Below are 25,187 nucleotides of genomic sequence, written 5' to 3'. Positions count from 1 at the left end.
CCGGGATTGCTCGCGAGCCTCCGGCCTTGAACGTTGGGAAGAAACACGGTTCAAGCGTTCCCCATTCTCGCGATACTATCGATCAGGGGTTGATCCGGATCGCATGGCTCGGCATGGGGTGAGGAGCTTGGGTTCGATTTTTCCCCAGGCGTTGTCGGTGAGGTTTCGTGGTTCGGTCTGAGGTACCTCGATGAGCTTGGGTTCGTTTTTCCCCGTCGTCGATGGTCGGGCTCGGAATTCTCGATCGAAGGTTGTCGGCGCTCGTTGAACTCGTTTCGGGAATTGCTTTTCCGTTCAGTCGATTATCGCAAATCGAATTAGGGTCAATCCTTGTGTCGCTAGTACGAGTTAGGCTTGAGGAGAACCAGGAGGGGACCGGCCCGATTGGGATTCTCGACGTCCCGCCTGACGAACCGAGTCGCCTGGCCGGGGCTCAGTCCTCGGGGGCCGGTTCCGGGGGTTTGGTCAGGTCGATCGCGGCGCGGACGATCGAGTCTTCGATCGAGCGTTCGAGCTGGAATCCCAGCTTCTCGCAGACGCGCTGCATCTCGCGGTTGTCGGCGAGGATCTCGGCGGTGACCCGGGTGATGGACTCGTCGCGGGCGATGGCGAGGAGTCTTCGGAGGAGTTCGGAGCCGATCCCCCGGGCCTGGTGGTGGTCCCCGACGAGCAGGGCGAACTCGGCCTCGGTGGAGCCGGGGATCTTGCTCAGGCGGCCGACCCCGAGGATCTCGTGGGTCCCGGCCCAGGGCTCCTTGCGGTCGACGACCAGGGCCATCTCTCGGTCGTAGTCGTTGAAGCAGATCCGGGTCAGGCGGTCGTGGGCCACCCTCCGGCTGAGCTTGATCGGGTGGAAGTAGCGGAGCGCGACCGACCGCTCGGAGAGGGTCTCGTGGAACTTGACCAGGAGCGGCTCGTCCTCGGCCCGGATCGGGCGGATCACGACCGGCGAGCCCTCCTTGGTGACCCAGGGGGTGACGTACCGGGTGGGATACGGGCGGATCGCGGGCCGGGGGAGCTTGTCGTCGGGGACGTCCGGCCCGTGGAGGATCACCCGGGCGTCGAGCGCCAGGAGCCCTTCGGGCGAGGCCAGCAAGGGGTTGATGTCGACCTCCTTGATCCGGGGCCGCTCGACGATCATCCGGCTGAACCGGACCAAAAGCTGTTCCAGGGCTTCGAGATCGACCGGCTTCCGGCCCCGGACCCCTTTCAGGGCCTCGAAGATCCGGGTCCGCTCCATCAGGCGGCGGGCCAGGGTGCTGGTCAGGGGGGGGAGGGCCAAGGATCGGTCGCGGTAGACCTCGACGAGCCGGCCCCCGGAGCCGAAGAGGAGGACCGGGCCGAACTGGGTGTCGATGCTGCTGCCGACGATCAGCTCGAGGCCTTCGAGCCGGACCATCGGCTGGACGGTCACGCCGAGCATCGCGCCGGGGGGGGCCATCTGGTCGACGGACGCGGCGATGTTCCGGAAGGCCTCGCGGACGGCGTAGGCGTCGACCAGGTTGAGGCGGACCCCGCCGAACTCGGTCTTGTGGGTGATGACCCGCGAGTAGAGCTTGACGACCACGGGGTAGCCGATGGCCTCGGCGGCCTCGACGGCCTGTTCCTCATCGGTGGCGACCCGGGTCTCGACGGTGGGCAGTCCGTGGGCGGCCAGGAGCTGCTTGGACTCGAACTCATCGAGGAGGGTCCGGCCCTCGTCCAGGGCGGCCTGCAGGAGGACATCGCCCCGGGCCTTGGCCTCGGCCTCGTCGTCGGACTCGGGCGGGAGCGTGGGGGTCTCGTAGAGGGCCCGGAGGTTGGCGGCGTGCCGGGCCATGGCGGTGAAGACCCGGGCGGCGGTGTCGGGGTAGGCGAAGGTGGGGATGCCCGCGCGGTCGAGGATCTCCTCGCCCGCGGCGACCTGGGCCCCGCCCATCCAGGAGGCCAGGACCGGCTTGCCCGCGACCTTTGCGTAAGGCTTCAGGGCCTCGGCGGTCCCGGTCGGGTCGGTCATGGCCTGGGGGGTGAGGATCACCAGGAGCCCGTCCGAGCCGGGATCCTTGGCGGCCACCTCCAGCGCCCGGGCGAAGCGGGCGGGGTCGGCATCCCCCAGGACGTCGACCGGGTTCCCGTGGCTCCAGTGATGCGGGAGGAAGCCGTCGAGCGCGGCGATCGACTCGGGGGAAAGCTCGGCGAGCTGGCCGTTGTTGCCGATCAGGGAGTCGACGGCCAGGACGCCGGGGCCTCCGGCGTTGGTGACGATCGTCAGGCGAGGGCCCGCCGGCCGGGGCTGCTTGGCCAGGACTTCGGCCAGCGAGAAGACGTCGGCGATCGTGTTGACCCGGAGGACCCCCCCGCGCCGGAAGGCGGCGTCGAGGACCTCGTCGGACCCGGCCAGCGACCCGGTGTGCGAGGCGGCGGCCTTGGCGGCGGCCTCGGTCCGGCCCGCCTTGATGACGATGATCGGCTTGGTCAGGGCGACCTCGCGGGCCGCCGAGAGGAAGCTCCGGGCGTCGCCGACGCTCTCCATGTAGATCACGATCGAGTGGGTCCGGGGGTCGTCCCCCAGGTAGTCGATCAGGTCGCCCCAGCCGACGTCCAGCATCGAGCCGATCGAGACGAACGCGCTGAAGCCGACGTGCGCCTTGAGGCTCCAGTCGAGGATCGCGGTGGTCAAGGCCCCGCTCTGGCTGAGGAACCCCACGTTGCCCGGCACGGCCATCAACCCGGCGAAGGTGGCGTTGAGCCCGACGTGGGGCCGCATCACCCCCAGGCAGTTCGGCCCGATCAGCCGGATCCGCCCCCGACGGGCCTGCTCCAGGACCCGGAACTCCAGCTCGATCCCCTCCGGGCCGGTCTCCTTGAACCCGGCCGAGATGACGATCGCCCCCTTCACCCCGGCGTCGGCGCACTCCCCCATCAGGTCCGGGACCGTGGCCGCCGGGGTGACGATCACCGCCAGGTCGACCGGCTCGGGCACGTCCTTGACGCTCGGATAGGCCCGGATCCCCAGGACGTTCTTCCGGTTCGGGTTGACCGGGTACACCGTCCCGCCGAACGGGTTGTCGATCAGGTTCCGGAGGATGGTCCGGCCGACGCTCCCCGGCCGCTCCGAGGCCCCGATGACCGCGACGCTCCGGGGCTCGAAGATCGCGTCGAGCGGCTTCCGGCCCGATCGGTAGACGTCGCTTCCCGGCGTGGGCTGGGGAGGAGTGGTGGGCATGGGACTCGATCCTCGGCCTGGCACGGCCCTCGAAATTCACGGGTCGCGGGCAAGGTCACGGACGCTCCCCCGGCCCATCTTCAGGGACTCGCCAGAAGTCTACCCGACCCGCAGGTGCCAGGCGACCCCGAGACTCGAAGGCCGCACGAGGATACCCAGGTTTTCTGGGGAGGGCTGGAGCGGCTGGCCAGCCCCTTCTCCCAGGCGTTGGATTCGGCCCGAAGCGTCATCGAGCGGGACCTCGGACATCCCAACCTGCTTCGGCGGCGGGCTCGACGGGTTGAGTCCGCCGCTCGGGCCTCGTCGAGATGTCCGTCGAGGACAAGCTAATCATCAACGGCGTCCGGGCCTCCCTCGATGATTGACCTACAGCGGACGATGAATCATCCTGCTCGGGGTGAGGGAGTCGGAAAATCGAGATCGCCCGATCGAAACCGAAGCGGGCGTGACGGGCGGGCCTGTGGTATCTTCTCGTGACCTGTCGGCCCGCTGGACTGGCCTGGGCCGAGCCAGCTCCCCCGGATGAATCTCGCTCCATGAACCTCCTCCGCCGGTCACTCCTGGGCTTGCTGATCGCGATGGGCCTGGCCCGGTTGTTGGGGTATCTGGCGTATGCGGCGGCCAGTCTCCCCTCGCCGATGGAGGCATTCCACCTCGAAGCGAAGATGGTCTTGCTGGCGAATCGGGCCGAACTCGGGGTGACGCTCTACCCGAGCTGGCGCGACTATCCGCACGTCTCGAACTTCTTCGGCCCGGTCTATTTCGGCCTGGTGGGGCTGGTGGGACGGGCCTTCGAGGCCGAGATCCCGGACCTGTTCGCGATCGGTCGGGGGATCTCGTTCGGCTCGGGGTTGCTGACCTCGATGATCCTCGGGGTGGTCGTGGCCCGCCGGGCCGGGGCGAGGGCGGGCCTGGCGGGGGCGCTCCTGAGCCTGGGGGCGGCCCCGATGTTCGGGTTCTCGGTGATGGTCCGTCCCGACCTGTTGGCCGAACTCCTGGGGATCTCGGGATTCTTCCTGGCCGGGCACAAGGCCCTGGGGGGAAGGGTGGCCGGGGGACTCCTGCTGGCCCTGGCGGCCCTGACCAAGCAGACGACCGTGGTCTTCCTGATGGCCGCCGTCCTGAGTTCGATCTTCGAGCACGAGTGGCGACGAGGCCTCCGACTGGCGATCGGCGTGGGCGGTCTCCTGCTGATCGCGGTCCTGGGCGTGACCCTCGCGATCGAGCCCAACTTCGCGAGCGGGCTGACGGGAGAGTCGAAGACCCCCTGGGAACTGGGCTCGATGACCCGGAACCTGACCCAGGTCTGGAAGCTCGCGCCCGACCTCCTGTACTTCCCGATCCTGGGGCTGATCCTCTGGCTCTCCGGGGCGTCGGGCGTCCGCGAGGTCAGGCCGGTGGTCTTGACGGCGATCTTGTTGGCGAGCAGCCTCGGCCTGGCGGCGAAGCGCGGGGCCGACCTCAACTACGACCTGAGCCTCCGGGCGGCCGAGGCCCTGGCCGTCGGGGCGCTCTGGCAAGCCTGGTCCTTGTCGACCCCAGGGACCCGGCTCCGATCGGGCCTCCTGGCGATCGCGACCCTCCTGGGTGGCGCCTCCCTGATCCCCGGCGTCATCGTCGCGGTCGCGCAGGCGCGAGCGGGGGCGGCCAAGGCGGCTTTTCTGGAAGGGCCTTACGGCCGAGAAGTCCTGGGCTTCTACCGGGAGCTCGAGCGGAAGGCCGTCGACCCGGACTTCCACTTGCTGACCGACTCGGGCCTGATCGACCTTTATCACGGAGAGAGGGCGGTGTTCGGCGACCCCTGGCTGTTCCGGATGCTGGCCGAGACCGGGCAGTTGACGCCGACCCTGATCCGGGACCGGATCGACTCGGGGTATTACGACCTGATCGTCACCACGTCCGAGCTGGATCGGCCGACCTACGACTCGTACGAGTTCGGGCTCCCGAAACTCCTGGCCGATCGGGCGCGAGTGCGGTATGTTCGAATCGGCACCCGCGCGGGATTGTTCCTCTATGGCCGACGACCAACCACCAGCCCTGGGCCGGGTTAAGAGTCTTGTCCGATCGGGGAGATCAAGGGACCTTGGGGCAATTCCCGTACGATGTCTGCGTCGTGGGCGGTTGCGGCCACGTGGGACTTCCCTTGGCCCTGGCGTTCGCGCGGGCCGGCTTGAACGTGTCGGTCTACGACACCAACGACCGGGCCGTCGAGGTGGTCCGGTCGGGCCGGATGCCGTTCCTGGAGCGGGGGGCCGAGCCAATCCTCCGCGAGGTCATCGGCCGATCGCTGGAGGTCGCCAACGACCCCGCCCTGGTGACCCGGTCGAAGCACGTGGTGGTGGTCATCGGGACGCCGGTCGACGAGCACCTGAACCCGACCTTCCACACGATGCGGCGGTTCTTCGTCAAGCTCCGGCCCCACCTGGTCGACGGCCAGTGCGTGATCCTGCGGAGCACGGTGGCCCCCGGGACGACCGAGAAGATCCACGCTTTGCTCTCCAGCGGGCCGGGACCGGACCTCAAGGTGGCGTTCTGCCCCGAGCGGGTCGCCGAAGGGCAGGCCCTGGAGGAGTTCGCCACGCTCCCGCAGATCGTCTCGGGATGCGGCGAGGAGGCGGTGTCGATGGCCGCCGAGCTGTTCGGCCGGATCTCGCCGTCTTTGATCCGCCTGACGCCCCTGGAAGCCGAGCTGACCAAGATCTTCACCAACGTCTGGCGGTACATCGAGTTCGCCACGGCCAACCAATTCCTGATGATCGCGGCCGACCGTGGGGTCGAGTTCTACCGGATCTTCGAGGCGATGACCCGCGACTATCCGAGGATGGCGGGCCTGCCCAAGGGGGGGTTCGCCGCCGGTCCTTGCCTGTTCAAGGACACGATGCAATTGGCCGCCGCCAGCGACAACAACCTGCTGCTGGGCCACGCGGCGATGCTGATCAACGAGGGGCTCCCCAGCTTCCTGGTCCGCCGGCTCAAGGAGTCGTACCCGCTGGACCGGATGACCGTGGGCGTGCTGGGGATGGCCTTCAAGGCGAACAGCGACGACCCTCGGGAATCGCTCTCGTACAAGCTCCGGAAGGTCCTGGAGGCCGAGGCCGCCGGGGTCCTCTGCACCGACGTTTACATCGACGACCCCTCGTTCCTGACCCTCGACGAGGTCCTCGAACGCTCCGACCTGCTGATCGTCGGGGCCCCGCACCGCGAGTATCGGACCATCGAACCCCCGGCCTCGAAGCCGGTCATCGACATCTGGAACCTTTTCGGCAAGGGCACGGCGCTCCTATGAAGACCCTGGTCACCGGCTCCTCGGGCTTCATCGCCGGCTATCTGATCGAGGAACTCCTGGCCAACGGCCACGAGGTCGTCGGGCTGGACAACTTCTCGAAATACGGGGCGGTCGTCCGGGGCTTCGACTCGAACCCAAGCTACCGGGCCGTTGTCGGCGACGCCAAGGACGTCGAGCTCCTGGGCGAACTCTTGAAGGACTGCGACCACTTCGTCGCCGGGGCGGCGATCATCGGCGGGATCTCGCTCTTCCACGAGCTGGCCTACGACCTCCTGGCCGAGAACGAACGGATCACCGCCGCCGCCTTCGACGCCGCGATCCGGGCCCACGAGGCGGGGCGGCTCCGGAAGATCACGGTCGTCTCGTCGTCGATGGTCTTCGAGTCCTCCGACACCTTCCCCACCCCCGAAGGAGAACAGCGCAAGTGCCCGCCGCCGGGCTCGACCTACGGCTTCCAGAAGCTGGCCACCGAGTACTTCGCCCAGGGGGCCCGCGAGCAGTACGGGCTCCCCTACACGATCGTCCGGCCCTTCAACTGCGTGGGCGTGGGGGAGAAGCGGGCCCGCTACGATCGCGAGATCCTCTCCGGGAACGTCCGGCTCGCCCTGAGCCATGTCGTGCCCGACCTGGTCCAGAAGGTCCTCAAGGGGCAGGACCCGCTCCGACTCCTCGGCGACGGCCAGCAGGTCCGCCACTACACCTACGGCGGCGACCTGGCCCGGGGCATCCGCCTGGCCATCGAGTCGCCGGGAGCCCTGAACGAGGACTTCAACCTCTCGACCGACCGCTCGACCACCGTCCTGGAACTGGCCGCGGCCGTCTGGAAGGCGATCCGCGGGGATGAACCGCTCCGAGTCGCCTTCGACAAGCCCTATACCTACGACGTCCAGCGCCGGATCCCCTCGGTCGAGAAGGCCCGGCACGTCCTCGGATTCGAGGCGACCACGACGATCGAGCAGGCCCTCGAAGAGATCATCCCCTGGGTCCGCGAGCAGATCGAGGCCGGGGGGATCTGATCGCAGATCGCGGAAGTTCCTGGAGTCCGAGCGAGTGCAAGCCCCCCCATCGGCCGTCGTCGACCTGGTGATCCCCGTCTACAACGAAGGGGCGAACATCGCCCATGCGCTCGATGAGATCGACCGGAAGGTCCCGCTCCCCAAGCGCATCCTGGTCGTCTACGACTTCGACGAGGACAACACGGTCCCGGTCGTCCGCGACCTGATTTCGCGCCATCCCGGCCTGGAACTGGTCAAGAACACGCTGGGGCGGGGGGTCCTCAACGCGGTCCGGGCGGGGATCGCGGCCTGCACCTCCGAGGTGGTCGTGATCACGATGGCCGACCTCTCCGACGACGTGGCGATCGTCCCGAAGATGGTCGAGCTGATCGACCGGGAAGGATATGATATCGTCTGCGCCTCGCGGTACATGAAGGGGGGCCGGCAGATCGGCGGCCCTCGCTTCAAGAAGTTCCTGTCCCGGACCGCGGGGATCAGCCTCCACTGGCTGACCGGCCTGCCGACCCACGACGCGACCAACGCCTTCCGGGCCTACCGCCGGAGCGTCCTGGCCGGGATCGAGATCGAGAGCCGGGGCGGATTCGCCTACTCGCTGGAGATCACGGCCAAGGCGTACGCGGCGGGCCGGAAGATCACCGAGCTTCCCTCGACCTGGCAGGACCGATCGGCCGGCGAGTCGCGGTTCCGCCTGCGAGCCTGGCTCCCGCATTACCTCAAGTGGTACGGCTACGCCCTGACCCACCGGCCTCGGGGTCGGTGAGGACTCGAACCCGCCCAAGACCCGGTGGATCATGCCCAACGAATACCTCGCCACCTACCTGAACGACCACCTGGCGGGCTCCGAGGCGGCCCTCGAACTCCTGGACCACCTGGATCGGGAGCACTCGGGGACGCCCATCGCCATGCTCACGGCGGGCCTCCGCGAAGATATCACGGCGGATCGTCGGGAATTGGAAGCCCTGATGGCCCGGCTCGGGATCGACCAGAGTTCGACCAGGAAGGCGACCGCCTGGCTCTCGGCGAAGGCAACCCAGCTCAAGCTGAAGCTCGACGACCCGGCCGGGGGGAAGCTCCGGCTCCTGGAGATCCTCGATGCGCTCTCGGTCGGGATCGAGGGGAAGAGGCTCCTCTGGAGGGCGTTGAAGACCGCGGCGATCACCAACGCCGACCTCCGGGGGACCGACTATCAGGCCCTGGAACATCGCGCCGACGATCAGCGACTCGGGATCGAACCGTTCCGCCTGGGGGCGGCCAAGGGGACCTTCGGCACCGGGTTATCATCATGAATCCTCGTCGATTCGCCCTCAATGCGATCCTCCTGCTGACCTCGGGGATCGGATCGGCGAGGGCCGACCAGCCGGGCGGGGCGGAGGTCCGGGACTTCTACAACGTCCTCGCCCCCGACGGGGCCGATCCCTGGGTCTTCCGGGCCGAGGACGGCTTTTATTACGCGTCGACGAGCACGGGCGGGAGCATCTCGATCCTCCGATCCCGGACCCTCTCGGGGCTCGGCGGGGGCGAGCGGAAGGTCGCCTGGACCCCGCCCGCTCAGGGGCCGACCAGCAAGGAACTCTGGGCGCCGGAGCTTCACCAACTCGACGGCAAGTGGTACATCTACGTCGCGGCTGACGACGGCGAGAACGCCAACCACCGGATGTACGCCCTCGAAAACCCCTCGAAAGATCCGTTCGAAGGGGAGTTCACCCTCAAGGCCAAGGTCTTCGACCCGGCCGAGGACCGATGGGCGATCGACGGCACGGCGTTCCGGGCCGGCGGGCGGCTCTACTTCGTCTGGTCGGGATGGGAAGGGTTCGAGAACGTCGCGCAGAACCTCTACATCGCCCCGATGGAGAACCCCTGGACCCTGGCCGGCCCGCGCGTCCTGATCTCGAAGCCGGACCTCCCCTGGGAGCGTCGGGGCGGCCCCCCTTCGATCAACGAGGGACCGGAGGCGCTCATCAAGGGGGACACGATCCACATCGTCTACTCGGCCGCGGGAAGCTGGACCGACCACTATTGCCTGGGCCTGTTCACGAGCCGCCTCGACCGGGATCTGCTCGACCCGCGATCCTGGACCAAGCGGGAGACGCCGGCCTTCGAGAGCGGGAACGGAGTCCTGGCGCCCGGCCACGGCTCGTTCACCCGGTCGCCCGACGGTCGCGAAGATTGGCTCGTCTACCACGCCGCACGCTATCCGGGGGCGGGCTGGACGAGGCTCGTCCGCGCCCAGCCGTTCACCTGGTCGCCCGACGGGACCCCGCTCTTCGGCCAACCCCCGTCCCCCGACCAGCCCATCCCCATACCCGGCGGCGAGCCCCCCCGCCGACGTTTCGAGGCCGAGGACGCCCAGCTCGCCGGAACGGCCCGGGTCGCCCGCCAACCCAACGCCTCTGGAGGGGCCAAGGTCGGCCACATCGACACCCCCGAAAGCTCGGTGACCTTCACGATCTCCGCACCCAGGGCCGGCGACTACCTCCTCTCGATCCGATCCGGCAACGGCTCGGACGGGCGAGCCCTCGCGACCCATAGCTTGACCGTGAACGACGCCCCTCCCCAAATCGTCCGCCACGAGAACGCGGGCTGGGATCGCTGGTCGAATGCCTTCGTCACCGTCCGCCTGAAATCCGGCGAGAACCGGCTCCGATTCGCCCGAGGGACGAACTTCGCCGAGATCGACTGCGTCGACCTCTTCGAGGGCGACGACCTCCGGGGCCACTGAGGCTCGGGGCCACCCGGGGACCTGAACGATCACTCTCGGGCGGACATTGCCACCTCGCATCCACCGGGCTAACATCCTTCGATTCCTCACCTCCTCGCTCCCGGGACGAAAGAAGGCCGGATCATGATCTCTCGGACTGAATTGAGGCGCATTCAGGGGCACAAGAACTATCCGTCCCTTTCCTTGCTGGCCCCCACGCATCGGACGGCACCGGCGAATCAGAAGGACCGGATCGTCGTCAAGAATCTGGTCGCGAAGGGGCTGGAGCGCCTCGCCGCCGAGTTCAAGCCCCGAGAGGTCGCCCCCCTGGTCAAGAGCCTGAACGCGCTGGTCGACCGGCTGGACTGGGAGCACATGCTCGACGGCCTGGCCCTCTTCGTGGGGAAGGGCGTCGCGACGGCGATCACGGTCCCGTTCCGGGTGAAGCCCCGATTCGCGATCGACGAGACGTTCGCGACGCGAGACCTGGTCTTCGCCCTCAACCGGGCCCCGAGGTACCGGGTCCTCGTGCTGACCGAGAAGCCGACGCGGTTGTACGACGCGACGACCAACGTCCTGACCGAGGACATCATCAAACCGTTCCCGATGACCCACAAGGGCCCGGGCGGTGCCTCGAAGCTGCCGGGAGGGCAGGGGATCAATCGATCCGCCGCGAGGGACGAGGCCCATCGGCAGTTCTTCCAGAAAGTCGACGATGCCCTGGCGGTGGTCCAGAAGGAAGACCCGCTCCCCCTGGTCGTCGTCGGAGTCGATCGCTATCTCGCGTTCTTCCAGGGAGTCACCAAGGACCCCGACGCGATCGTCGGCCTGGTGGCCGGCAGCTACGACGAGCCGAATCCCAGGGATCTCGGCAAGCTGGTCTGGCCGGCCTTCCAGGCGGGGGCCACCCGAAAGCGGACCCAGGCCCTGGTCCGGCTGGGCGAGGCCGTGAGCGCGAACCGGCACGCCTCGGGGATCGCCCAGGTCTGGCGGGCGGGCTTCGAGAAGCGCTGCCAGACCTTGCTGGTCGAGACCGACTACACCTATCCCGCCGACCTCAACCCCGAAGGCGACCAACTGCTCCCGTACAGCGGCCAGGGGGCGGCGGCCATGGACGACGCGGTCGATGAACTGATCGAGAACGTCATGGCCGATGGCGGCGAAGTCTTCTTCTACGAGCCCGGAGTCCTCGACCTCCACCAGAAGATCGCGGCGGTCCTCCGCTACTGAGCCCCCCGGCCCCTTCGAGACCGGTCCAACACGACCCGCGAAGCGATGAGAGAGGCGCAAGGACGGATAAACCGAACCGGGCCCGGGATCCTTCCGAGAGTCCCGACCCGGGCGGAAAGTGGCTTCGTTCTCGCGCCGACCGTCGATCATGGGTTCGATTCCCGGTGGGAGGTGGCTTCGTTTTGACGGTGGAAAGTGGCTTCGTTCCGATGTCCGGGTGGCAGGGATAAGCGCCGGCTTACCCCGGGAGTATCGTCGAATCCGGGGTAAGCTGCCGCTTACCCCTGCCACCCAGCCGGCGACCAGGCCCGATCATGGGTTCGATCCGGGCGAAAAGTGGCTTCGTTCCGGCAGTGGATAGTGGCTTCGTTCCGGCAGCGAGAATGGGTTCGATCCGACATGGGGGAGGAAAAATGGCTTCGTTTCGACTCCCCGCCATCGGATCGACGAGATCCAGACCGAGACCGTTCCCGGAGAGAATCGCGGAATCCGGGGCGGTCCGAACACACTTCTTCCAGGATTCTTTCCAGTCCCGCAGGCGGAAGGGGTATCGCATTCTCGTGGATCGGGTGCATTTTGACGATCGCCATGCCTCCATAGTTGGACAATTTCCGGTCGGGCCTGACGATATCCGTAGGATCGGAACCAGCCGACGATGTCCGAGGAGAGCGACGGCAACTCGTGGCCGGATCGCCCACCCTCTTACTCTTGTCCCAGATTTGCCGCCCGGCTATGCTTGGCACGGCAAACCATTCTCAGGGGCAATTCGATGGACAAGCCGAGCCTGGCCGAACTGATGACTGCCCCGCTGATCTTGCTGGAGCGGACGAAGGGCTGGAAGCGTCGGGCCCTGGTATTCCTCTATCTGATTATCCTCCTGATGACGGGTGCCTACGGATGGCACTCGCTCTGCCTCTGGCGGCTCCCCGATGCCCCCGAACCGTTCGACCTGGCGAAGTACGGACGGGTCGAGGTGCCCGATGCCGATAACGCGATGGTGGGCTATCGCGAGGTCGTCGCGAAGTTTGGCGACTTCCATCTCGCGGACTACAAGCTGAGCGACTGGTCCGTGGCGGACGCGGAGACCCGCCGATGGGCCGAGGAGCACCGAAAGGCGCTGGAGGCCTGGCTGCCGGCGAACGACCGGCCCGATTCGCTGCTCCTCCAGCCCGAGGCGTTGCGGATGAGATCCGACCAGGAGCCGTTGCAACGGATTCGCCCCTACGTCCGACTGGCCCTCCTGGAAGCCTCCCGCCTCGAAGAGTCGGGCGACCTCGCCGGGGCCTGGCGGATGTATCGGGCCGTACTCCGTGCCAGCCGCCACGTCGGGCGGCATGGCGGGGCGATCCAGCGGCTGATCGGCACCGACTTCCTGCGGCAATCCCGCCCGCGGGTCGAGGCCTGGATCGGGAGCCCGGGCATGACGGCCGACCTGTTGCGCCGGGCGACCGTCGATGTCGAGGAGTGCCGGGCGATGACCTTGCCGGCCTCGGAGATGGTCCGCGCCGAATATTTCTCTGCCCTGGACGCCATGAACGACACCGACCGCTGGTCACAACTGAGCGACACCGGGCCTTACTCGAACGTGAACTGGTACAACCAGTTCGCCGCGGGTCGCTGGATCCATCGGTTCCTCCGGCGTGAGCCCGAACGATCGGCCCGCGTCCTCCGTCTGATCACCGCCGGATACCTCGCCCAGTCCGATAGGCCCCCGGCCCTCCGGCCCCGGATGCCGTTCCCCCAAAACATGATCTACGACCATGACGCCCAGACCCCGCCGGCGGTCCGGTCGATCACGCCCGAGGCGCTCGACGCCTGGGCCAGGAACTCGGTGCTGGAGTCTCTCAACCCCTTCAGCCGCAGCATCCAGGCACTCGTCGACGCCGAGCCGGGGACGTTCGATCGTCTCGCCTTGATGTCGGCCGAGCGGGCCTTCGAGATCGAGCGAGGTCGGCTGCCGAGGACGTATGGCGAACTGCTCGGCCCCTACCTGAAGGCGTTGCCCGATGGGCTCGAACCCGGCGATCTGGCGAACCCCGAGTGATTCGATCGAGGCTCAAGGCGGAATCAAGCTTCCGCACTCCAGGGACTTCGGCAGTCCTCTCGGCGGGGAAAGCCCTGTGCGAGAATCGTCCTTCGGCGACACCGAACTCGGGAGGGGTACCCGACGAAGAAGGTGATCCTTCACCCGGCCTTGCCGATGAAGTAGTTTCCTGGCTAGAATCGTGAAATTTTCCGGGCCGCGCCACCCATTCGGGCCGCTCCGAGGGGCCGTGCGCGGCTCGCCATGCGCGCCGACCGATCGCCCGAGCGAGGAAGACCGAGAGACACGCCCGTGCCCAAGCGAACCGACATCAAGAAGATCCTCATCATCGGCGCCGGACCGATCGTCATCGGCCAGGCCTGCGAGTTCGACTACTCGGGCACGCAAGCGTGCAAGGCGCTCCGCGAGGAGGGGTACGAGGTCGTCCTGGTCAACTCGAACCCGGCCACGATCATGACCGACCCCGAGATGGCCGACCGGACCTACATCGAGCCGATCACCCCCGCCGTGGTCGAGCAGATCATCGAGGCCGAGCGGCCCGATGCCCTCCTGCCGACCCTGGGGGGCCAGACCGGCCTGAACGTGGGCCTGGCGCTGGCCGAGAGCGGGGTCCTGGAGAAATACGGCTGCCGGCTGATCGGGGCCTCGGCCGACGCGATCCGGATGGCCGAGGACCGGGCCCTGTTCAAGACGGCCATGGAAGAGATCGGCCTGGAGAGCGCCCGGAGCGTCCTGGTCCACTCGCTGGACGAGGCCCGCGCCGTCCGCGAGGAGATCGGCCTGCCCTGCGTCCTCCGCCCCAGCTTCACCATGGGCGGATCGGGCGGCGGGATCGCCTACAACAAGGACGAGTTCGACCGGATGGTGGCCTTCGGGCTCGAACTCTCGCCGGTCAAGTCGCTCCTGGTCGAGGAGAGCGTCATCGGCTGGAAAGAGTATGAGATGGAGGTCATGCGCGACTGCGCCGATAACGCCGTGATCGTCTGCTCGATTGAGAACTTCGACCCGATGGGCGTCCACACCGGCGACAGCATCACCGTCGCCCCGGCCCAGACGCTCACGGACAAGGAATACCAGCGGATGCGCGACGCATCCCTGGCGATCTTACGCAAGATCGGCGTCGAGACCGGCGGGTCGAACGTCCAGTTCGCCATCGACCCGCGTACCGGGCGGATGATCGTCATCGAGATGAACCCCCGGGTCAGCCGCTCCAGCGCCCTGGCGAGCAAGGCCACCGGCTTCCCCATCGCCAAGATCGCCGCCAAGCTCGCCGTCGGGTTCCGCCTCGACGAGATCCGGAACGACATCACCCGCGAGACACCCGCCTGCTTCGAGCCGACGATCGACTACGTGGTCACCAAGATCCCCCGGTGGGCCTTCGAGAAGTTCCCCGACGCCGACCCGATCCTGACCACCCAGATGAAGTCGGTCGGCGAGGTCATGGCCATCGGCCGGACCTTCCGCGAGAGCTTCCAGAAGGCCCTCCGCGGCCTGGAGGTCGGCCGGTTCGGCTTCGGCGCCGACATGAAGGACACCTGGGGGACCCCCGAGCAGCCGACCCTGGACGAGATCAAGGCCAAGCTGGCCACCCCCAACGCCGAGCGGGTCTGGTCGATCCGCCACGCCTTCCTGGCCGGGCTCTCGGTCGACCAGATCCACGGCCTGACCAACATCGACCCCTGGTTCCTGCACAACCTCCGCGAGCTGGTCCTGATCGAGGGCCGTCTCCGGGCCGCCGAGACCCTGGAGAAGGCCGACGATGACCTGATCCGCGAGGCCAAGCGGAACGGCTTCTCCGACCGACAGCTGGCGCACCTCTGGGGCGTCGACATGATGGACGTCCGCCGCGACCGGATGCGGCGGGGGATCAAGGCCGTCTTCAAGCTGGTCGACACCTGCGCCGCGGAGTTCGAGGCGGTCACCCCTTACTACTATTCGACCTACGAGGACGAGGACGAGGCGCGGGTCGGCGAGAAGCCCCGGGTGGTGATCCTCGGCGGCGGGCCGAACCGGATCGGGCAGGGGATCGAGTTCGACTATTGCTGCTGCCAGGCCGCCTTCGCGCTGAAGGAAGACGGCTTCGAGGTGGTGATGGTCAACTCGAATCCCGAGACCGTCAGTACCGACTACGACACCTCCGACCGCCTGTTCTTCGAGCCCCTGACGGTCGAGGACGTGCTCAACGTGATCGAGCGAGTGCAGCCCCTGGGGGTGATCGTCCAGTTCGGCGGGCAGACCCCCCTGAACCTGGCCAAGGCGCTGGAGGCCGCCGGGGTCCCGATCCTGGGGACGAGCCCCGAGAGCATCGACCTGGCCGAGGATCGCGAGCGGTTCGGCGCGATCATCGACCGGCTGGGCCTGAAGCAGACCCCCAACGGCTCGACCACCCGGTACGAGGAAGCCCGCCGGATCGCCGAGCGGATCGGCTATCCCGTGCTGGTCCGCCCCAGCTTCGTCCTGGGCGGCCGGGCGATGGAGATCGTCTACGACGAGTCGGGCCTCTCGAAGTTCGTGGCCGAGGCGATCGAGGCCAGCCCCGGCTACCCGGTCCTGATCGACAAGTTCCTGGAGGACGCCCGAGAGGTCGACGTCGACGCCGTCTCCGACGGCACGCGGACGATCGTCGGCGGGGTGATGGAGCACATCGAGGAGGCCGGGATCCACTCGGGCGACTCGGCCTGCGCCATCCCGCCGTTCTCGCTCTCGCCGGAGATCGTGGCCGAGCTGAAGCGGCAGACCTACGCCCTGGCCGAGGCGCTTGGGGTCCGGGGCCTGATGAACATCCAGTTCGCGGTGAAGGATGGCGAGGTCTACGTCCTGGAGGTCAACCCCCGGGCCTCGAGGACCGTGCCGTTCGTCTCCAAGGCCACCGGCCTGAACCTGGCCAAGGCGGCGGCCCGCCTGATGGTCGGCCGGTCGCTGGAGGACCAGGGGATCACCGAGGAGATCGAGCCGAGTTACGTCTCGGTGAAGGAGAGCGTCTTCCCATTCGCCAAGTTCCCCGGCGTGGATATCGTGCTCGGCCCCGAGATGCGGTCGACCGGCGAGGTCATGGGGATCGACACGACCTTTGCCGCCGCCTTCGCCAAGAGCCAGATCGCCGCGAGCTGCCGACTGCCGGATTCGGGCACGGTCTTCGTCAGCGTCGCCGCCCGCGACCGGCGGGCGATCGTGCCGGTGGCCGCCCGACTCTCCTCGATGGGCTACGACCTGATGGGGACCTCCGGGACCGCCGCCGCCCTGGCCGAGCACGGGATCGTCGTCCAGCCGGTCCGGAAGATCGCCGAGGGGCGTCCCAACCTGCTGGACCACCTGGCCAACGGCCGGATCGCCCTGATCGTCAACACTCCCAGCGGCAAGGGCTCGCGGACCGACGAGGGGCGGATCCGGGCCTCGGCCGTCAGCCACGGGATCCCCTGCATCACCACCATCGCCGGGGCCAAGGCCGCCGTCGCCGCCCTCGAGCGGCTCCGCCAGGGACCGCTCAGCGTCTATGCCTTGCAGGATTTGCTGAAGAAATGACCGTCCCCTATCATGGAATAGGACGAGCTGACCATCGGACTCTCGAATCCCGCCCGGAGGAATCCTCATGCCCCATTCCTCCGAAACGCGAGCCACCCTCGAAGACCTGTACGACGTGGAAGGCAAGGCCGAGCTGATTGGCGGGCGGATCGTTCGGTTCATGGGTACAGGTCGTCGTCCGGCTCGGGTTGCTGCTCGGATCTTCCGGAGCCTGGATGATTACGCCGAGGCCAACGGTCGGGGTGAAGCGTACACGGACGGCATGACGTTCGGCGTCCCGGAGCTGTCATCCGGCCGAGAGTCCTTCATGCCCGACGTTTCCTACTACTTCGGACCATTCCCGGCGAACGAGATGCGATGGATCGACGGACCGCCGACCTTCGCCGTCGAGGTCCGGAGCGAGAGCGACCACGGCCCCGCCGCCGAGATTGAGATGGCCGCCAAGCGACTCGACTACTTCGAAGCCGGTTCCCTGGTCGTCTGGGACGTAGACCCCGTGGCCGAGTCGATCCACGCTTACCGGCCCGCCGATCCCTCCCACCCGACCATCTTCGCCCGAGGAGATGTCGCCGACGCCGAGCCCGCCGCGCCAGGATGGCGGATCGCGGTGGATGCGATCTTCAGAGGATAGGCTAGCCGTGATTCGAAGACCCTGCCCCCGGATTGGTAGAAGTGCCGACCTGAACAGCGATCGTCTTCTTCACACCCGACCTAAACCATGAGATGCATTTCGGGAGATCGTCAGTCCAATCCTCATTGGGCACCCGGGAGACTGGTTGGAACTTCAAAAGCAAGCTCGCATCGTCCGGACGAGGGATTAACCAATTGGCCACAGTATAGAGAAAATGTTTCCAGTCTCCGGTGGAAGCCTGCATCGCCACGACCAGAATGTCGAACTCTCCAAATCGGTAAGGGCGAGTGTCCGCACCCTCTCTGGTTTTGCCGCCACGAGTCCGCTGCGTCTCGACGACGTACATGTCCGGCGAAAAATGGCGGTTGCCCTCGCTCGCTAGCATCGGGCGACCCGCTTTTGACCTCTGTAACTTGACCTGGACTTTAATGGGACCGTGACCGTCATCGAGCAAGAAGTCGTAGGGCGGGTCCTTCGGGGTCGGCAGGCTTTGCCATCCTTCGAGTCGGTTCGCGACGTTCACATCAAATGCCGACTCGGCAAGGACTCCCTTGAGGCCTCGGATCGTCAATGGCCCCGAGCGGTCGAGCGATTCCAGGATGACCTCGGCGGAAGCCCCCAGCTTCGACTCGAACGGATGAATTGGATATCGTTCCCTGAGTCGGCGGAGTATTTCGGCCCTGATTTCCGGATGGAGTTTCTCGAAAGCCGATATGAACCTCCCGGCCTCGTCGGGTCGATCTTGAGTCGTGATGGCGGGATTCGGGTGGAGGCCCATAACCTCGGGACGGCTGACGAGGACATGGCCTCCAACTTCAAAGCCCCGAAGTCGCCCCGCGCGAATCATCTTGGAGATGGCTTGCCGCGAGACGCCGCGAAGCCGGGCCGCCTCCGCCTGGGAGATCCAATCGGAGCCTTCACCGTCGGGAAAATTGGTTGACAATGTCAACTTGCTCGACTAGACTAGTTTCGATGCTGAAGTTCTACGGACGGGAGCGTCAGGCAGTACGGGGGGCACGATGAGTAGCGAACGGAGTCCGGGGACCGCGCAGGGTCGCTTCGTCTTCCACGGCCGAGGCAGACTCGAAGTGCCGGGCTTCTCGCCATATTACAGCACGGCCTTCGGCGATGCTTATCTAGCAGATTCGCTCTCCGTCCTCAAGGCTCTGCCCGATGACTCGGTCAACGCGGTCGTCACCTCGCCGCCCTATGCTCTCCACTTCAAAAAAGAGTACGGCAATGCCGACAAGGCCGATTACGTGGCCTGGTTCGTCGAGTTCGGGAGGGAGATCTTCCGGGTCCTTGCCCCGGACGGGAGTCTGATCCTTAATATCGGCGGGAGCTATAATCCCGGGACTCCCACACGTTCGCTCTATCATTACAAGCTGTTGATCGAATTAGTCGATGCGGTCGGATTCTCGTTGGCCCAGGAATGTTTCTGGTACAACCCGGCCAAGATGCCAGTCCCGGCCGAATGGGTCACGGTCCGTCGGATTCGGCTTCGCGATTCCGTCGAATATGTCTGGTGGCTCTCGAAGACCCCATGGCCCAAGGCGAATAATCGACATGTCCTCCGGCCCTATAGTAAGGACATGGAGAGGCTGAACCGTCGAGGACTAAACGCGAAGGTTCGACCCTCGGGACACAACATCACGTCAAGCTTCAGCGAGATCGCCGCCGGAGGTTCGATACCTCCCAATGTGGTCGAGGATGAGACCCCGGGCGAGATGCTTCGACTCGGCAACAATGCCGCCAATGACGTTTATACCCGTCGTTGCAAGGAGGCTGGCCGGAAGATCCACCCGGCCCGTTTTCCGGCGGCCCTCCCCGAGTTCTTCCTGAAACTCGTCACCGATGAGGGTGACATCGTCCTCGATCCTTTCGCCGGATCGAACACCACGGGGGCTGTCGCAGAAGCCCTCCATCTCCGATGGATCGCCATCGACAACATCGAGGAATATCTGGAGTCGAGTCGATTTCGGTTCTTCGAGTGAGGTCAACCGATTCGGTTCGGGCACTTGCCGTTGTCGGTGCGCTGCTCCGCCGCCATACTGGAACTTTCTCGTTCTTTTGAGGAGTCTCCTGCCATTCCGAAACGCAAGCCGCCGAGTCAGCGCCCCGAGCGCAAGCTGGATGAGACCGCCCAGGCGATCGCCCGCGACCTGGAGGAAGCCAGGGCGTCGAAGTCTCCCGAGACCGATCGCCCGGCCACCCGGAAATCGAAGCCCGAGATCGGCCCCGTGGGGAAGATTACCGCCCGGCGGAAGTCCGTCGGCCCGGCGGTGACCCCCTCCACAAAACGCCCCAAGACGGGCGGCGGCGGCTGATCGACCGAACCGCCTCGATCGACCCGAGGGCGGATCCGTCGATCCCCATCGACGACCCCCTCAACTCGATCCACCGCCCGAGAATCGGGTTGCCAAACCTCCGACAAATGTCCATGATGAGCCGAACCGGCGGCCCGTTCGAGCCGCTCGGTTCGGGATGGCCAGATGGGAGGAGCGGCCGATGGATCGACGGGTTGGTATCTGGTGTTTGGTCAGCTTGCTGGGCTGTGCGGTGAGCGTGAGCGGGGCGGATGACCCGGGGCGATCGGGGATGATCGTCGGCCGGCTGGTGGACCTTCAAGGTCGTCCGGTGGTCGGAGGCTCGGTCTGGGGCTCGGCCTGGGGGACCTCGGCGCGGGTTGAGGTCGGCCGGACCCAGTCGGACGGTGAGGGGCGATTCCAACTCGGCCCGATCTCCGACGAGAAGCCGGTCGACGTCTGGTTCGAGGCAGATGGGCTGGCCCGCGAGCGTCGCGACGCGGTCCACGTCTTCGAGGGTCGTGGTCACGACCTCGGGGCTCTCACGCTGATCACGGGCACCCGGCTGGTGGGGCACGTCGTCGACTCCGCCGGACATCCGGTCTCCGGGGCCAAGGTCTCGATCGAGGTCTACCGGAGGGTCCTGGGCCACACGATCAGCTCGGACCAGGCCAAGTGGGACATCCAGGCCGACGCCGAGGGGCGATTCGTCTCGACGGGCCTCCCGCCCGGGGAAGGGCAACTGATGATCGCCGCGCCGAGCAAGGTCCGCACGAGCCTGTCGAGGCGGACGGTCCCGGGGACGGCCGAGATCGATCTCGGCGAGATCAAGCTCGAAGACGAGGTCCCGATCCGGGGGGTCGTCGTCGACCAGGACGGCAAGCCCGCCCCCAAGGTCGAGGTCGTGGCCGATTATGACCATGAGAACAAGGTCTTCACCGATGAGGAAGGCCGATTCATCGTGGGGGGAGCCGGGAAGGATTCCAAGACCATCCTCCTGATGTCCAACGACTACTTCGCGACGAAGCCGTTCCCGATCGGGGCCGACCGGGATCATCTCCGGCTGGAAGTCCGGCGGGCCTTCACGATTTCCGCGTCGGCCGTCGACGCCGAGACCGGGGCGCCGGTGGAGGTCGACTCGGTCCGGCTCTGCATGGTGACGCACGAGCCCGACGGGACGACCTCGCTTCGCGGGTGACTGAGCGAATTCCAGCAGTCCGAGCCCGGGCGGTTCGGCATCACCTACGAAGGGATCGCGGAAGAGTATCACATCGGCGTCACGGCCGAGGGCTACCTGGAAGGGGAGTTGTTCCTCGGCAAGATCGCCGCCAACCAGAACCTGTCGGGGATCGTGGTCAAGCTCGCCCGCGAGAAGGGGGATCTTGCCAGGGAAGAGAGGGTCGGCGTCTCCGGGATCGTCACCCGAGGCGGCAGGCCGGTCGAAGGGGGTCGCGTCGGTGCCTGGAAGAAGCTCAGGGACCTGAATGCGGTCAACGTCGCGGTCCGGCGAGGGCGGACCACGATCCGGGGCGGTTACGAGGCCGAGTGGTCGAGAGTCTGGTCGGGCGGGATGTTCGCCATCGAAGGGCTCAAGCCCGGGGCCTGGTACCTCACCTTCGAGGAGCCCGGCCACGCCTCGACGGTCGTCGGTCCGATCGAGCTGAAGAAGGGGGAGATGAGTCGGAAGCTGGACCTCGCCGTCGTCGAAGGGGCCGCGATCGAGGGCCGGGTCGACAATGTCCCGCCCGAGATGGCCGGCATGATCTGGGTCATCGCCTTCGATGGTGGGATCGTCGTCCGAGATGTCCAGGTCGCCCCCGACGGCACGTTCCGCCTGGCGGGGCTCCCGCCCGGCAAGTACGGACTCAAGGCCGGGCACGACGGCTATGAAGACCCTCATAGCCTGAGCGGGCGGATCGACTTCGAGAAGCACCCGGAACTCTTCGAGAAGACCGCCGAGCCCTGGCGAGGGGCGGTGGAAGTTACCGTCGACGCCGGGGGGACGTCCCGGGGGGTTGTCCTGGACTTCCGCCCCCCGGAGCCCCTCTTCGTCATCGAGCCGGCTCCCGAGCAGGAGCCGGCCCCTCGCTGATCTCTCCGGCCGGAAGGGGCGCCCGCTATTTCGCGTGGCGCTCCTTCCAGGCCTTGAGGTACTTCGCGGCCTTGGGGTTCGACTCGTCCCACTTCGGTGCTTCGGGGTCGTTGGCGATCATCAGCAAGGCTCGGGCGACCATCCGGTCGACCTTGGCCATGTTGGCGTAGTCGACCTTGTCCCAATGATCCGCCGCGCCGTGATAGTCGGGGAACATGAAGGCGATACCGAGGGTGTGCGCGGGGACCCCGAGGTCGGCGAGGGCCTGATTGTCGCTCCTGCCGAAGAAGGCGTCGCTGTTGGTCGGGTGCCGGAAGACCTTCACCCCCTCGGCCTCGCCCGCCTCGACGAAGACCTTCGAGACGTCGGAATAGCCGAAGCCGGTCAGGAAGGCCGAGCTGACCTGCGGCCCCTCGCTGTCGTCGGTCCGGCCGACCTGTTCGAGGTTCACGTCGGCCACCGTCTTCTCGACCGGGACCATCGGGTTCCGGCCATAGTAGCGCGAGCCCAGCAACCCCTTCTCTTCGCCGAAAAAGGTCGCGAACAGGATGCTCCGCCTGGGTTTCTCCTTGAGCGAGGCCAAGGCCGTGGCCAGCTCGACCACCGAGACCGTCCCCGAGCCGTCGTCGTTGGCCCCGTTGTAGATCCGGTCGGTCCCGGCTGGCCCCCGGACTCCGATATGATCGTAGTGGGCGGTCACCATCACATACGACTCCTTCAGCTCCGGGTCGGAGCCTCGGAGCAGTCCCACCACGTTCCGGAGCTTCACCGGACGCGGGGCAGGGGCGTCCAGGCGGATTGAGACGGTGGCCGAGGCGGAGCCGACCGGCATCGCCTCGAAGAGTTTGGTGACGGCGGGATCGTGGACCGTGATCGCGGTCAAGCCTCCCGAGGCTCCCGGGGCAGGGGGGGAGGCCGGGTCGATCAGGCGGCCCGACCCGAGGCCCGAAGCGGCGTCGAGGTCGCGACTCACGTTGAGGATCGCGGCGGGCCGGGCGGCCCTCATTCGACTCTGGAACTGGCCGATGGCGCGAAAGGTCGCGGCCTGTTCGGCCTGCTCGACCTTCCGGGGGTCGGGCAGCTCGACCAGCACGACCTTCCCGGCCACGTCCTCTTCCTTAAGATCCTTCGCCGCCTTGTAGTCGACCTTGAGGATCCCAGCCTTCTGGACGTCTAGCCCGGCGGGCCTTGGGAGGCTCACGCGGTCCTTGTCGACCGGGATCGACTTCCCATCGGCCGTGATTTCGAGCCGAAAGCTCGACGGATCGGACTCTTCGAGCTGCCAGTTCGCGGTCTGGAAATAGCCGTCGTCGCCGACCGGTTCCAGGCCCGCCCGCCGGAACTGGGCGGCGATGTACTCGGCGGCCAGGTCGAGCCCTCGCGAGGGAGTGTCGCGGCCTTCGAGGAGGTCCGAGGCCAGGAACGAGAGGTGTCCCTTGAGCGAGTCGGCCGTGATCCGGTCGAGCGCCGAGGCCTGATCCGGGGGGAGCGAACCCGGGGCCTTATCCTGCGCGACCGCAACCGAGCTGATCAGGATGAGGACCAGGGCCGGGGAGATCTTATCGAGCCATCGTGCCGTCTTTCGCATCGGTCGGGCCAGCCTCCAATCCTCGAGAATCGGGGCTCCGAGACCCTCCCGCAACCCCGGTCCGAATGTAGCAGAATGGCCCCCTCGAATCGATCGACCGCCCGGGATCGGCCCGAAGGAAAGCTTCTGGTGCTATGCCCGAGGATTCTTGGGGGCTGGGAGCCGGGTGCCATGCTCTCGCGAAGCGTGAGCATGAGAAGACGTTCAAACCACCCGCATGCTCACGCATAGCGAGAGCATGGCCCCCAAAAATCCCAGCCGGGATGAACCCAAGAATCCGCGGATACACCCGGCTTTCTCGAACCCTCAACCGGCCTCGGCCTTCGTCTTCTCGATCCGGGTCATGTGCTGCTTGCCCCAATCGCAGAGCGGCCTGAGCGCCTCCACGAGTGTGTCGCCGAAGGGCGTGAGAGCATACTCAACCCGGGGCGGGATCTCCCCGAAGTCCCGGCGAGAGACGATCCCGTCCGCCTCCATCTCCCACAACTGCTGGATCAGCATCTTCTCGCTGATGCCCGCCACCAGCCGCCTCAGCTCCCCGAAGCGTCGAGGGCCGGGGGCGAGCTGCCAGAGGACGATCGGCTTCCACGTGCCACCGACGACGTCGAGCGCCGCCGCCAGGCCGCAGCCGTAAGCCCGACTCTTCATGGCCCATCTCCCCGGGGCACTTACCAAAAGGTGCGTACTTGCCCGATGGAAAGCCCTATCTATCATACCCCCACGTCCGGCCCAATCACCAGAACGGGAGCGATTTCGATGTCGAAGAAACTGCAAGGGAAGGTTGCGATCGTCACCGGGGCCTCCAAGGGAATCGGCGCCGCGATCGCCGGTCATCTCGGAGCCGCAGGTGCCTCCGTGGTCGTCAATTACGCCTCCAGCAAGGAGGGGGCCGACCGGGTCGTCGCCGAGATCGAGCGAGGGGGCGGCAAGGCGATCGCGGTCCAGGCCAACGTCTCCCGGAAGGCGGAGATCGACCAGCTCTTCGCCGAGACCCAGAAGGCATTCGGGCGGCTCGACATTTTGGTCAACAATGCCGGGATTTTCGAGTTCGCCCCGCTGGAGGCGATCACCGAGGAGCATTTCCACCGGCAGTTCAACCTGAACGTCCTGGGGCTGATCCTCGCCTCGCAGAAGGCGGCAACCGCGTTCGGCCCCGAGGGCGGGAGCATCATCAACATCAGCTCGGTCGCCGCCGTGGCGCCCCCGCCGGGTGCTTCGGTCTACTCGGCGACCAAGGGTGCGGTCGACACCTTGACCAAGGCTCTGGCCAAGGAGTTGGGCCCGAAGAAGATCCGGGTCAATGCGATCAATCCCGGGATGGTGGAGACCGAGGGGGTCCACACCGCCGGCTTCCTCGGCAGCGACTTCCACAAGCAGATGCTGGCCCAGACCCCGCTCGGGAGGATCGGCCAGCCGGACGACATCGCCCCCGCCGCCGTCTTCCTGGCCTCGGACGACTCGTCCTGGATCACCGGCGAGATGTTCTACATCTCAGGCGGGTTGAAGTGAGCTGATCGGCGATCGGGGCGGCCAAGCCATGCGCCGGACTGCCCCTATCGCCGGGATACC

19 protein-coding genes and 1 pseudogene are annotated in these 25,187 nt (G+C 66.8%); 15 read left to right on the top strand and 5 right to left on the bottom strand.

Translation table 11 applies throughout. The features are described from left to right. Window positions 1-433: 433 nt before the first annotated feature. A complete protein-coding gene (locus tag P12x_RS13720) occupies window positions 434-3,205 on the bottom strand; it encodes a bifunctional acetate--CoA ligase family protein/GNAT family N-acetyltransferase (protein ID WP_435011433.1) in 2,772 nt (923 codons plus the stop codon). 536 nt (window positions 3,206-3,741) lie between these two features. On the opposite strand from P12x_RS13720, the gene P12x_RS13715 reads away from it, so the two are divergent. The 10 genes from P12x_RS13715 to P12x_RS13670 all read left to right on the top strand — a co-directional run bounded on the left by P12x_RS13715 (window position 3,742) and on the right by P12x_RS13670 (window position 17,632). After that, on the top strand, window positions 3,742-5,256 hold the full coding sequence (locus tag P12x_RS13715; protein ID WP_435011432.1) for a hypothetical protein: 1,515 nt from the start codon (window positions 3,742-3,744) through the stop codon (window positions 5,254-5,256). Window positions 5,257-5,288: 32 nt separating this feature from the next. Further along, the gene (locus P12x_RS13710; protein WP_435011431.1) at window positions 5,289-6,491 is read left to right on the top strand and encodes a nucleotide sugar dehydrogenase; all 1,203 of its coding nucleotides are present in this window, start codon (window positions 5,289-5,291) and stop codon (window positions 6,489-6,491) included. After that, entirely contained in the window at window positions 6,488-7,507 is a 1,020-nt protein-coding gene (locus tag P12x_RS13705; RefSeq protein WP_435011430.1) for an NAD-dependent epimerase/dehydratase family protein, read from the top strand. Before P12x_RS13710 ends, P12x_RS13705 begins: the two co-directional genes overlap by 4 nt. 34 nt (window positions 7,508-7,541) lie before the next feature. Then, the gene (locus P12x_RS13700; protein ID WP_435011429.1) at window positions 7,542-8,267 is read left to right on the top strand and encodes a glycosyltransferase; all 726 of its coding nucleotides are present in this window, start codon (window positions 7,542-7,544) and stop codon (window positions 8,265-8,267) included. Between the two features lie 31 nt (window positions 8,268-8,298). Continuing rightward, window positions 8,299-8,793 carry a hypothetical protein gene (locus P12x_RS13695; protein ID WP_435011428.1) on the top strand — a complete coding sequence of 165 codons (495 nt, stop codon included), beginning with the start codon at window positions 8,299-8,301 and terminating at the stop codon, window positions 8,791-8,793. Beyond that, window positions 8,790-10,226, top strand: coding sequence for a family 43 glycosylhydrolase (locus P12x_RS13690; protein WP_435011427.1), 1,437 nt, complete (start codon window positions 8,790-8,792; stop codon window positions 10,224-10,226). The genes P12x_RS13695 and P12x_RS13690 overlap by 4 nt, the downstream gene beginning before the upstream one ends. Window positions 10,227-10,349: 123 nt before the next feature. Continuing rightward, a complete protein-coding gene (locus tag P12x_RS13685) occupies window positions 10,350-11,435 on the top strand; it encodes a hypothetical protein (RefSeq protein ID WP_435011426.1) in 1,086 nt (361 codons plus the stop codon). A 769-nt stretch (window positions 11,436-12,204) separates the two neighbouring features. Further along, window positions 12,205-13,479: a hypothetical protein gene (locus P12x_RS13680; RefSeq protein ID WP_435011425.1), complete on the top strand. Its 1,275-nt coding sequence runs from the start codon at window positions 12,205-12,207 to the stop codon at window positions 13,477-13,479. A 291-nt stretch (window positions 13,480-13,770) separates the two neighbouring features. Next, the gene (gene carB / locus P12x_RS13675; protein WP_435011424.1) at window positions 13,771-17,001 is read left to right on the top strand and encodes a carbamoyl-phosphate synthase large subunit; all 3,231 of its coding nucleotides are present in this window, start codon (window positions 13,771-13,773) and stop codon (window positions 16,999-17,001) included. A gap of 67 nt (window positions 17,002-17,068) precedes the next feature. Next, window positions 17,069-17,632, top strand: coding sequence for a Uma2 family endonuclease (locus P12x_RS13670; protein ID WP_435011423.1), 564 nt, complete (start codon window positions 17,069-17,071; stop codon window positions 17,630-17,632). A gap of 1 nt (window position 17,633) precedes the next feature. Here P12x_RS13670 and P12x_RS13665 read toward each other — a convergent pair whose 3' ends face one another. Both P12x_RS13665 and P12x_RS13660 read right to left on the bottom strand, forming a co-directional pair. Beyond that, the gene (locus P12x_RS13665; protein ID WP_435011767.1) at window positions 17,634-18,155 is read right to left on the bottom strand and encodes a hypothetical protein; all 522 of its coding nucleotides are present in this window, start codon (window positions 18,153-18,155) and stop codon (window positions 17,634-17,636) included. A gap of 264 nt (window positions 18,156-18,419) precedes the next feature. Further along, window positions 18,420-18,575, bottom strand: a pseudogene (locus P12x_RS13660) (excisionase family DNA-binding protein); the annotation flags it as partial. Window positions 18,576-18,651: 76 nt separating this feature from the next. Here P12x_RS13660 and P12x_RS13655 point away from each other — a divergent pair. From P12x_RS13655 to P12x_RS13640, 4 genes are all read left to right on the top strand, one after another. Continuing rightward, on the top strand, window positions 18,652-19,626 hold the full coding sequence (locus P12x_RS13655; protein ID WP_435011422.1) for a DNA-methyltransferase: 975 nt from the start codon (window positions 18,652-18,654) through the stop codon (window positions 19,624-19,626). Window positions 19,627-19,656: 30 nt separating this feature from the next. Beyond that, a complete protein-coding gene (locus P12x_RS13650) occupies window positions 19,657-19,959 on the top strand; it encodes a hypothetical protein (RefSeq protein ID WP_435011421.1) in 303 nt (100 codons plus the stop codon). A gap of 181 nt (window positions 19,960-20,140) precedes the next feature. Then, the gene (locus P12x_RS13645) at window positions 20,141-21,136 is read left to right on the top strand and encodes a carboxypeptidase-like regulatory domain-containing protein (RefSeq protein WP_435011420.1); all 996 of its coding nucleotides are present in this window, start codon (window positions 20,141-20,143) and stop codon (window positions 21,134-21,136) included. Between the two features lie 108 nt (window positions 21,137-21,244). Then, complete coding sequence (locus P12x_RS13640) at window positions 21,245-22,030, top strand: carboxypeptidase-like regulatory domain-containing protein (protein ID WP_435011419.1); 786 nt, start codon at window positions 21,245-21,247, stop codon at window positions 22,028-22,030. Window positions 22,031-22,055: 25 nt separating this feature from the next. Here P12x_RS13640 and P12x_RS13635 read toward each other — a convergent pair whose 3' ends face one another. Together P12x_RS13635 and P12x_RS13630 are read right to left on the bottom strand one after the other, a co-directional pair. Next, window positions 22,056-23,618 (bottom strand): M28 family metallopeptidase, encoded by a 1,563-nt coding sequence (locus P12x_RS13635; protein ID WP_435011418.1) that lies wholly within the window; start codon window positions 23,616-23,618, stop codon window positions 22,056-22,058. A gap of 306 nt (window positions 23,619-23,924) precedes the next feature. Further along, window positions 23,925-24,266 (bottom strand): winged helix-turn-helix transcriptional regulator, encoded by a 342-nt coding sequence (locus tag P12x_RS13630; RefSeq protein WP_435011417.1) that lies wholly within the window; start codon window positions 24,264-24,266, stop codon window positions 23,925-23,927. Between the two features lie 108 nt (window positions 24,267-24,374). Between P12x_RS13630 and P12x_RS13625 the strand changes: the two genes are divergently transcribed. After that, window positions 24,375-25,127: an SDR family NAD(P)-dependent oxidoreductase gene (locus P12x_RS13625; RefSeq protein WP_435011416.1), complete on the top strand. Its 753-nt coding sequence runs from the start codon at window positions 24,375-24,377 to the stop codon at window positions 25,125-25,127. Window positions 25,128-25,187 lie beyond the last annotated feature (60 nt).

Source organism: Tundrisphaera lichenicola (assembly GCF_051175385.1).
GTDB classification, from domain to species: domain Bacteria; phylum Planctomycetota; class Planctomycetia; order Isosphaerales; family Isosphaeraceae; genus Tundrisphaera; species Tundrisphaera lichenicola.
This window is presented reverse-complemented; position numbering and strand designations above follow the sequence as displayed.

What these genes read in the sequence shown, in the direction of transcription:
- P12x_RS13720 (WP_435011433.1), bottom strand. Translation starts at nt 3,205, where the DNA reads ATGCCCACCACTCCTCCCCAGCCCACGCCGGGAAGCGACGTCTACCGA.
- P12x_RS13715 (WP_435011432.1), top strand. Translation starts at nt 3,742, where the DNA reads ATGAACCTCCTCCGCCGGTCACTCCTGGGCTTGCTGATCGCGATGGGC.
- P12x_RS13705 (WP_435011430.1), top strand. Translation starts at nt 6,488, where the DNA reads ATGAAGACCCTGGTCACCGGCTCCTCGGGCTTCATCGCCGGCTATCTG.
- P12x_RS13695 (WP_435011428.1), top strand. Translation starts at nt 8,299, where the DNA reads ATGCCCAACGAATACCTCGCCACCTACCTGAACGACCACCTGGCGGGC.
- P12x_RS13690 (WP_435011427.1), top strand. Translation starts at nt 8,790, where the DNA reads ATGAATCCTCGTCGATTCGCCCTCAATGCGATCCTCCTGCTGACCTCG.
- P12x_RS13685 (WP_435011426.1), top strand. Translation starts at nt 10,350, where the DNA reads ATGATCTCTCGGACTGAATTGAGGCGCATTCAGGGGCACAAGAACTAT.
- P12x_RS13680 (WP_435011425.1), top strand. Translation starts at nt 12,205, where the DNA reads ATGGACAAGCCGAGCCTGGCCGAACTGATGACTGCCCCGCTGATCTTG.
- P12x_RS13670 (WP_435011423.1), top strand. Translation starts at nt 17,069, where the DNA reads ATGCCCCATTCCTCCGAAACGCGAGCCACCCTCGAAGACCTGTACGAC.
- P12x_RS13655 (WP_435011422.1), top strand. Translation starts at nt 18,652, where the DNA reads ATGAGTAGCGAACGGAGTCCGGGGACCGCGCAGGGTCGCTTCGTCTTC.
- P12x_RS13645 (WP_435011420.1), top strand. Translation starts at nt 20,141, where the DNA reads ATGGATCGACGGGTTGGTATCTGGTGTTTGGTCAGCTTGCTGGGCTGT.
- P12x_RS13635 (WP_435011418.1), bottom strand. Translation starts at nt 23,618, where the DNA reads ATGCGAAAGACGGCACGATGGCTCGATAAGATCTCCCCGGCCCTGGTC.
- P12x_RS13630 (WP_435011417.1), bottom strand. Translation starts at nt 24,266, where the DNA reads ATGAAGAGTCGGGCTTACGGCTGCGGCCTGGCGGCGGCGCTCGACGTC.
- P12x_RS13625 (WP_435011416.1), top strand. Translation starts at nt 24,375, where the DNA reads ATGTCGAAGAAACTGCAAGGGAAGGTTGCGATCGTCACCGGGGCCTCC.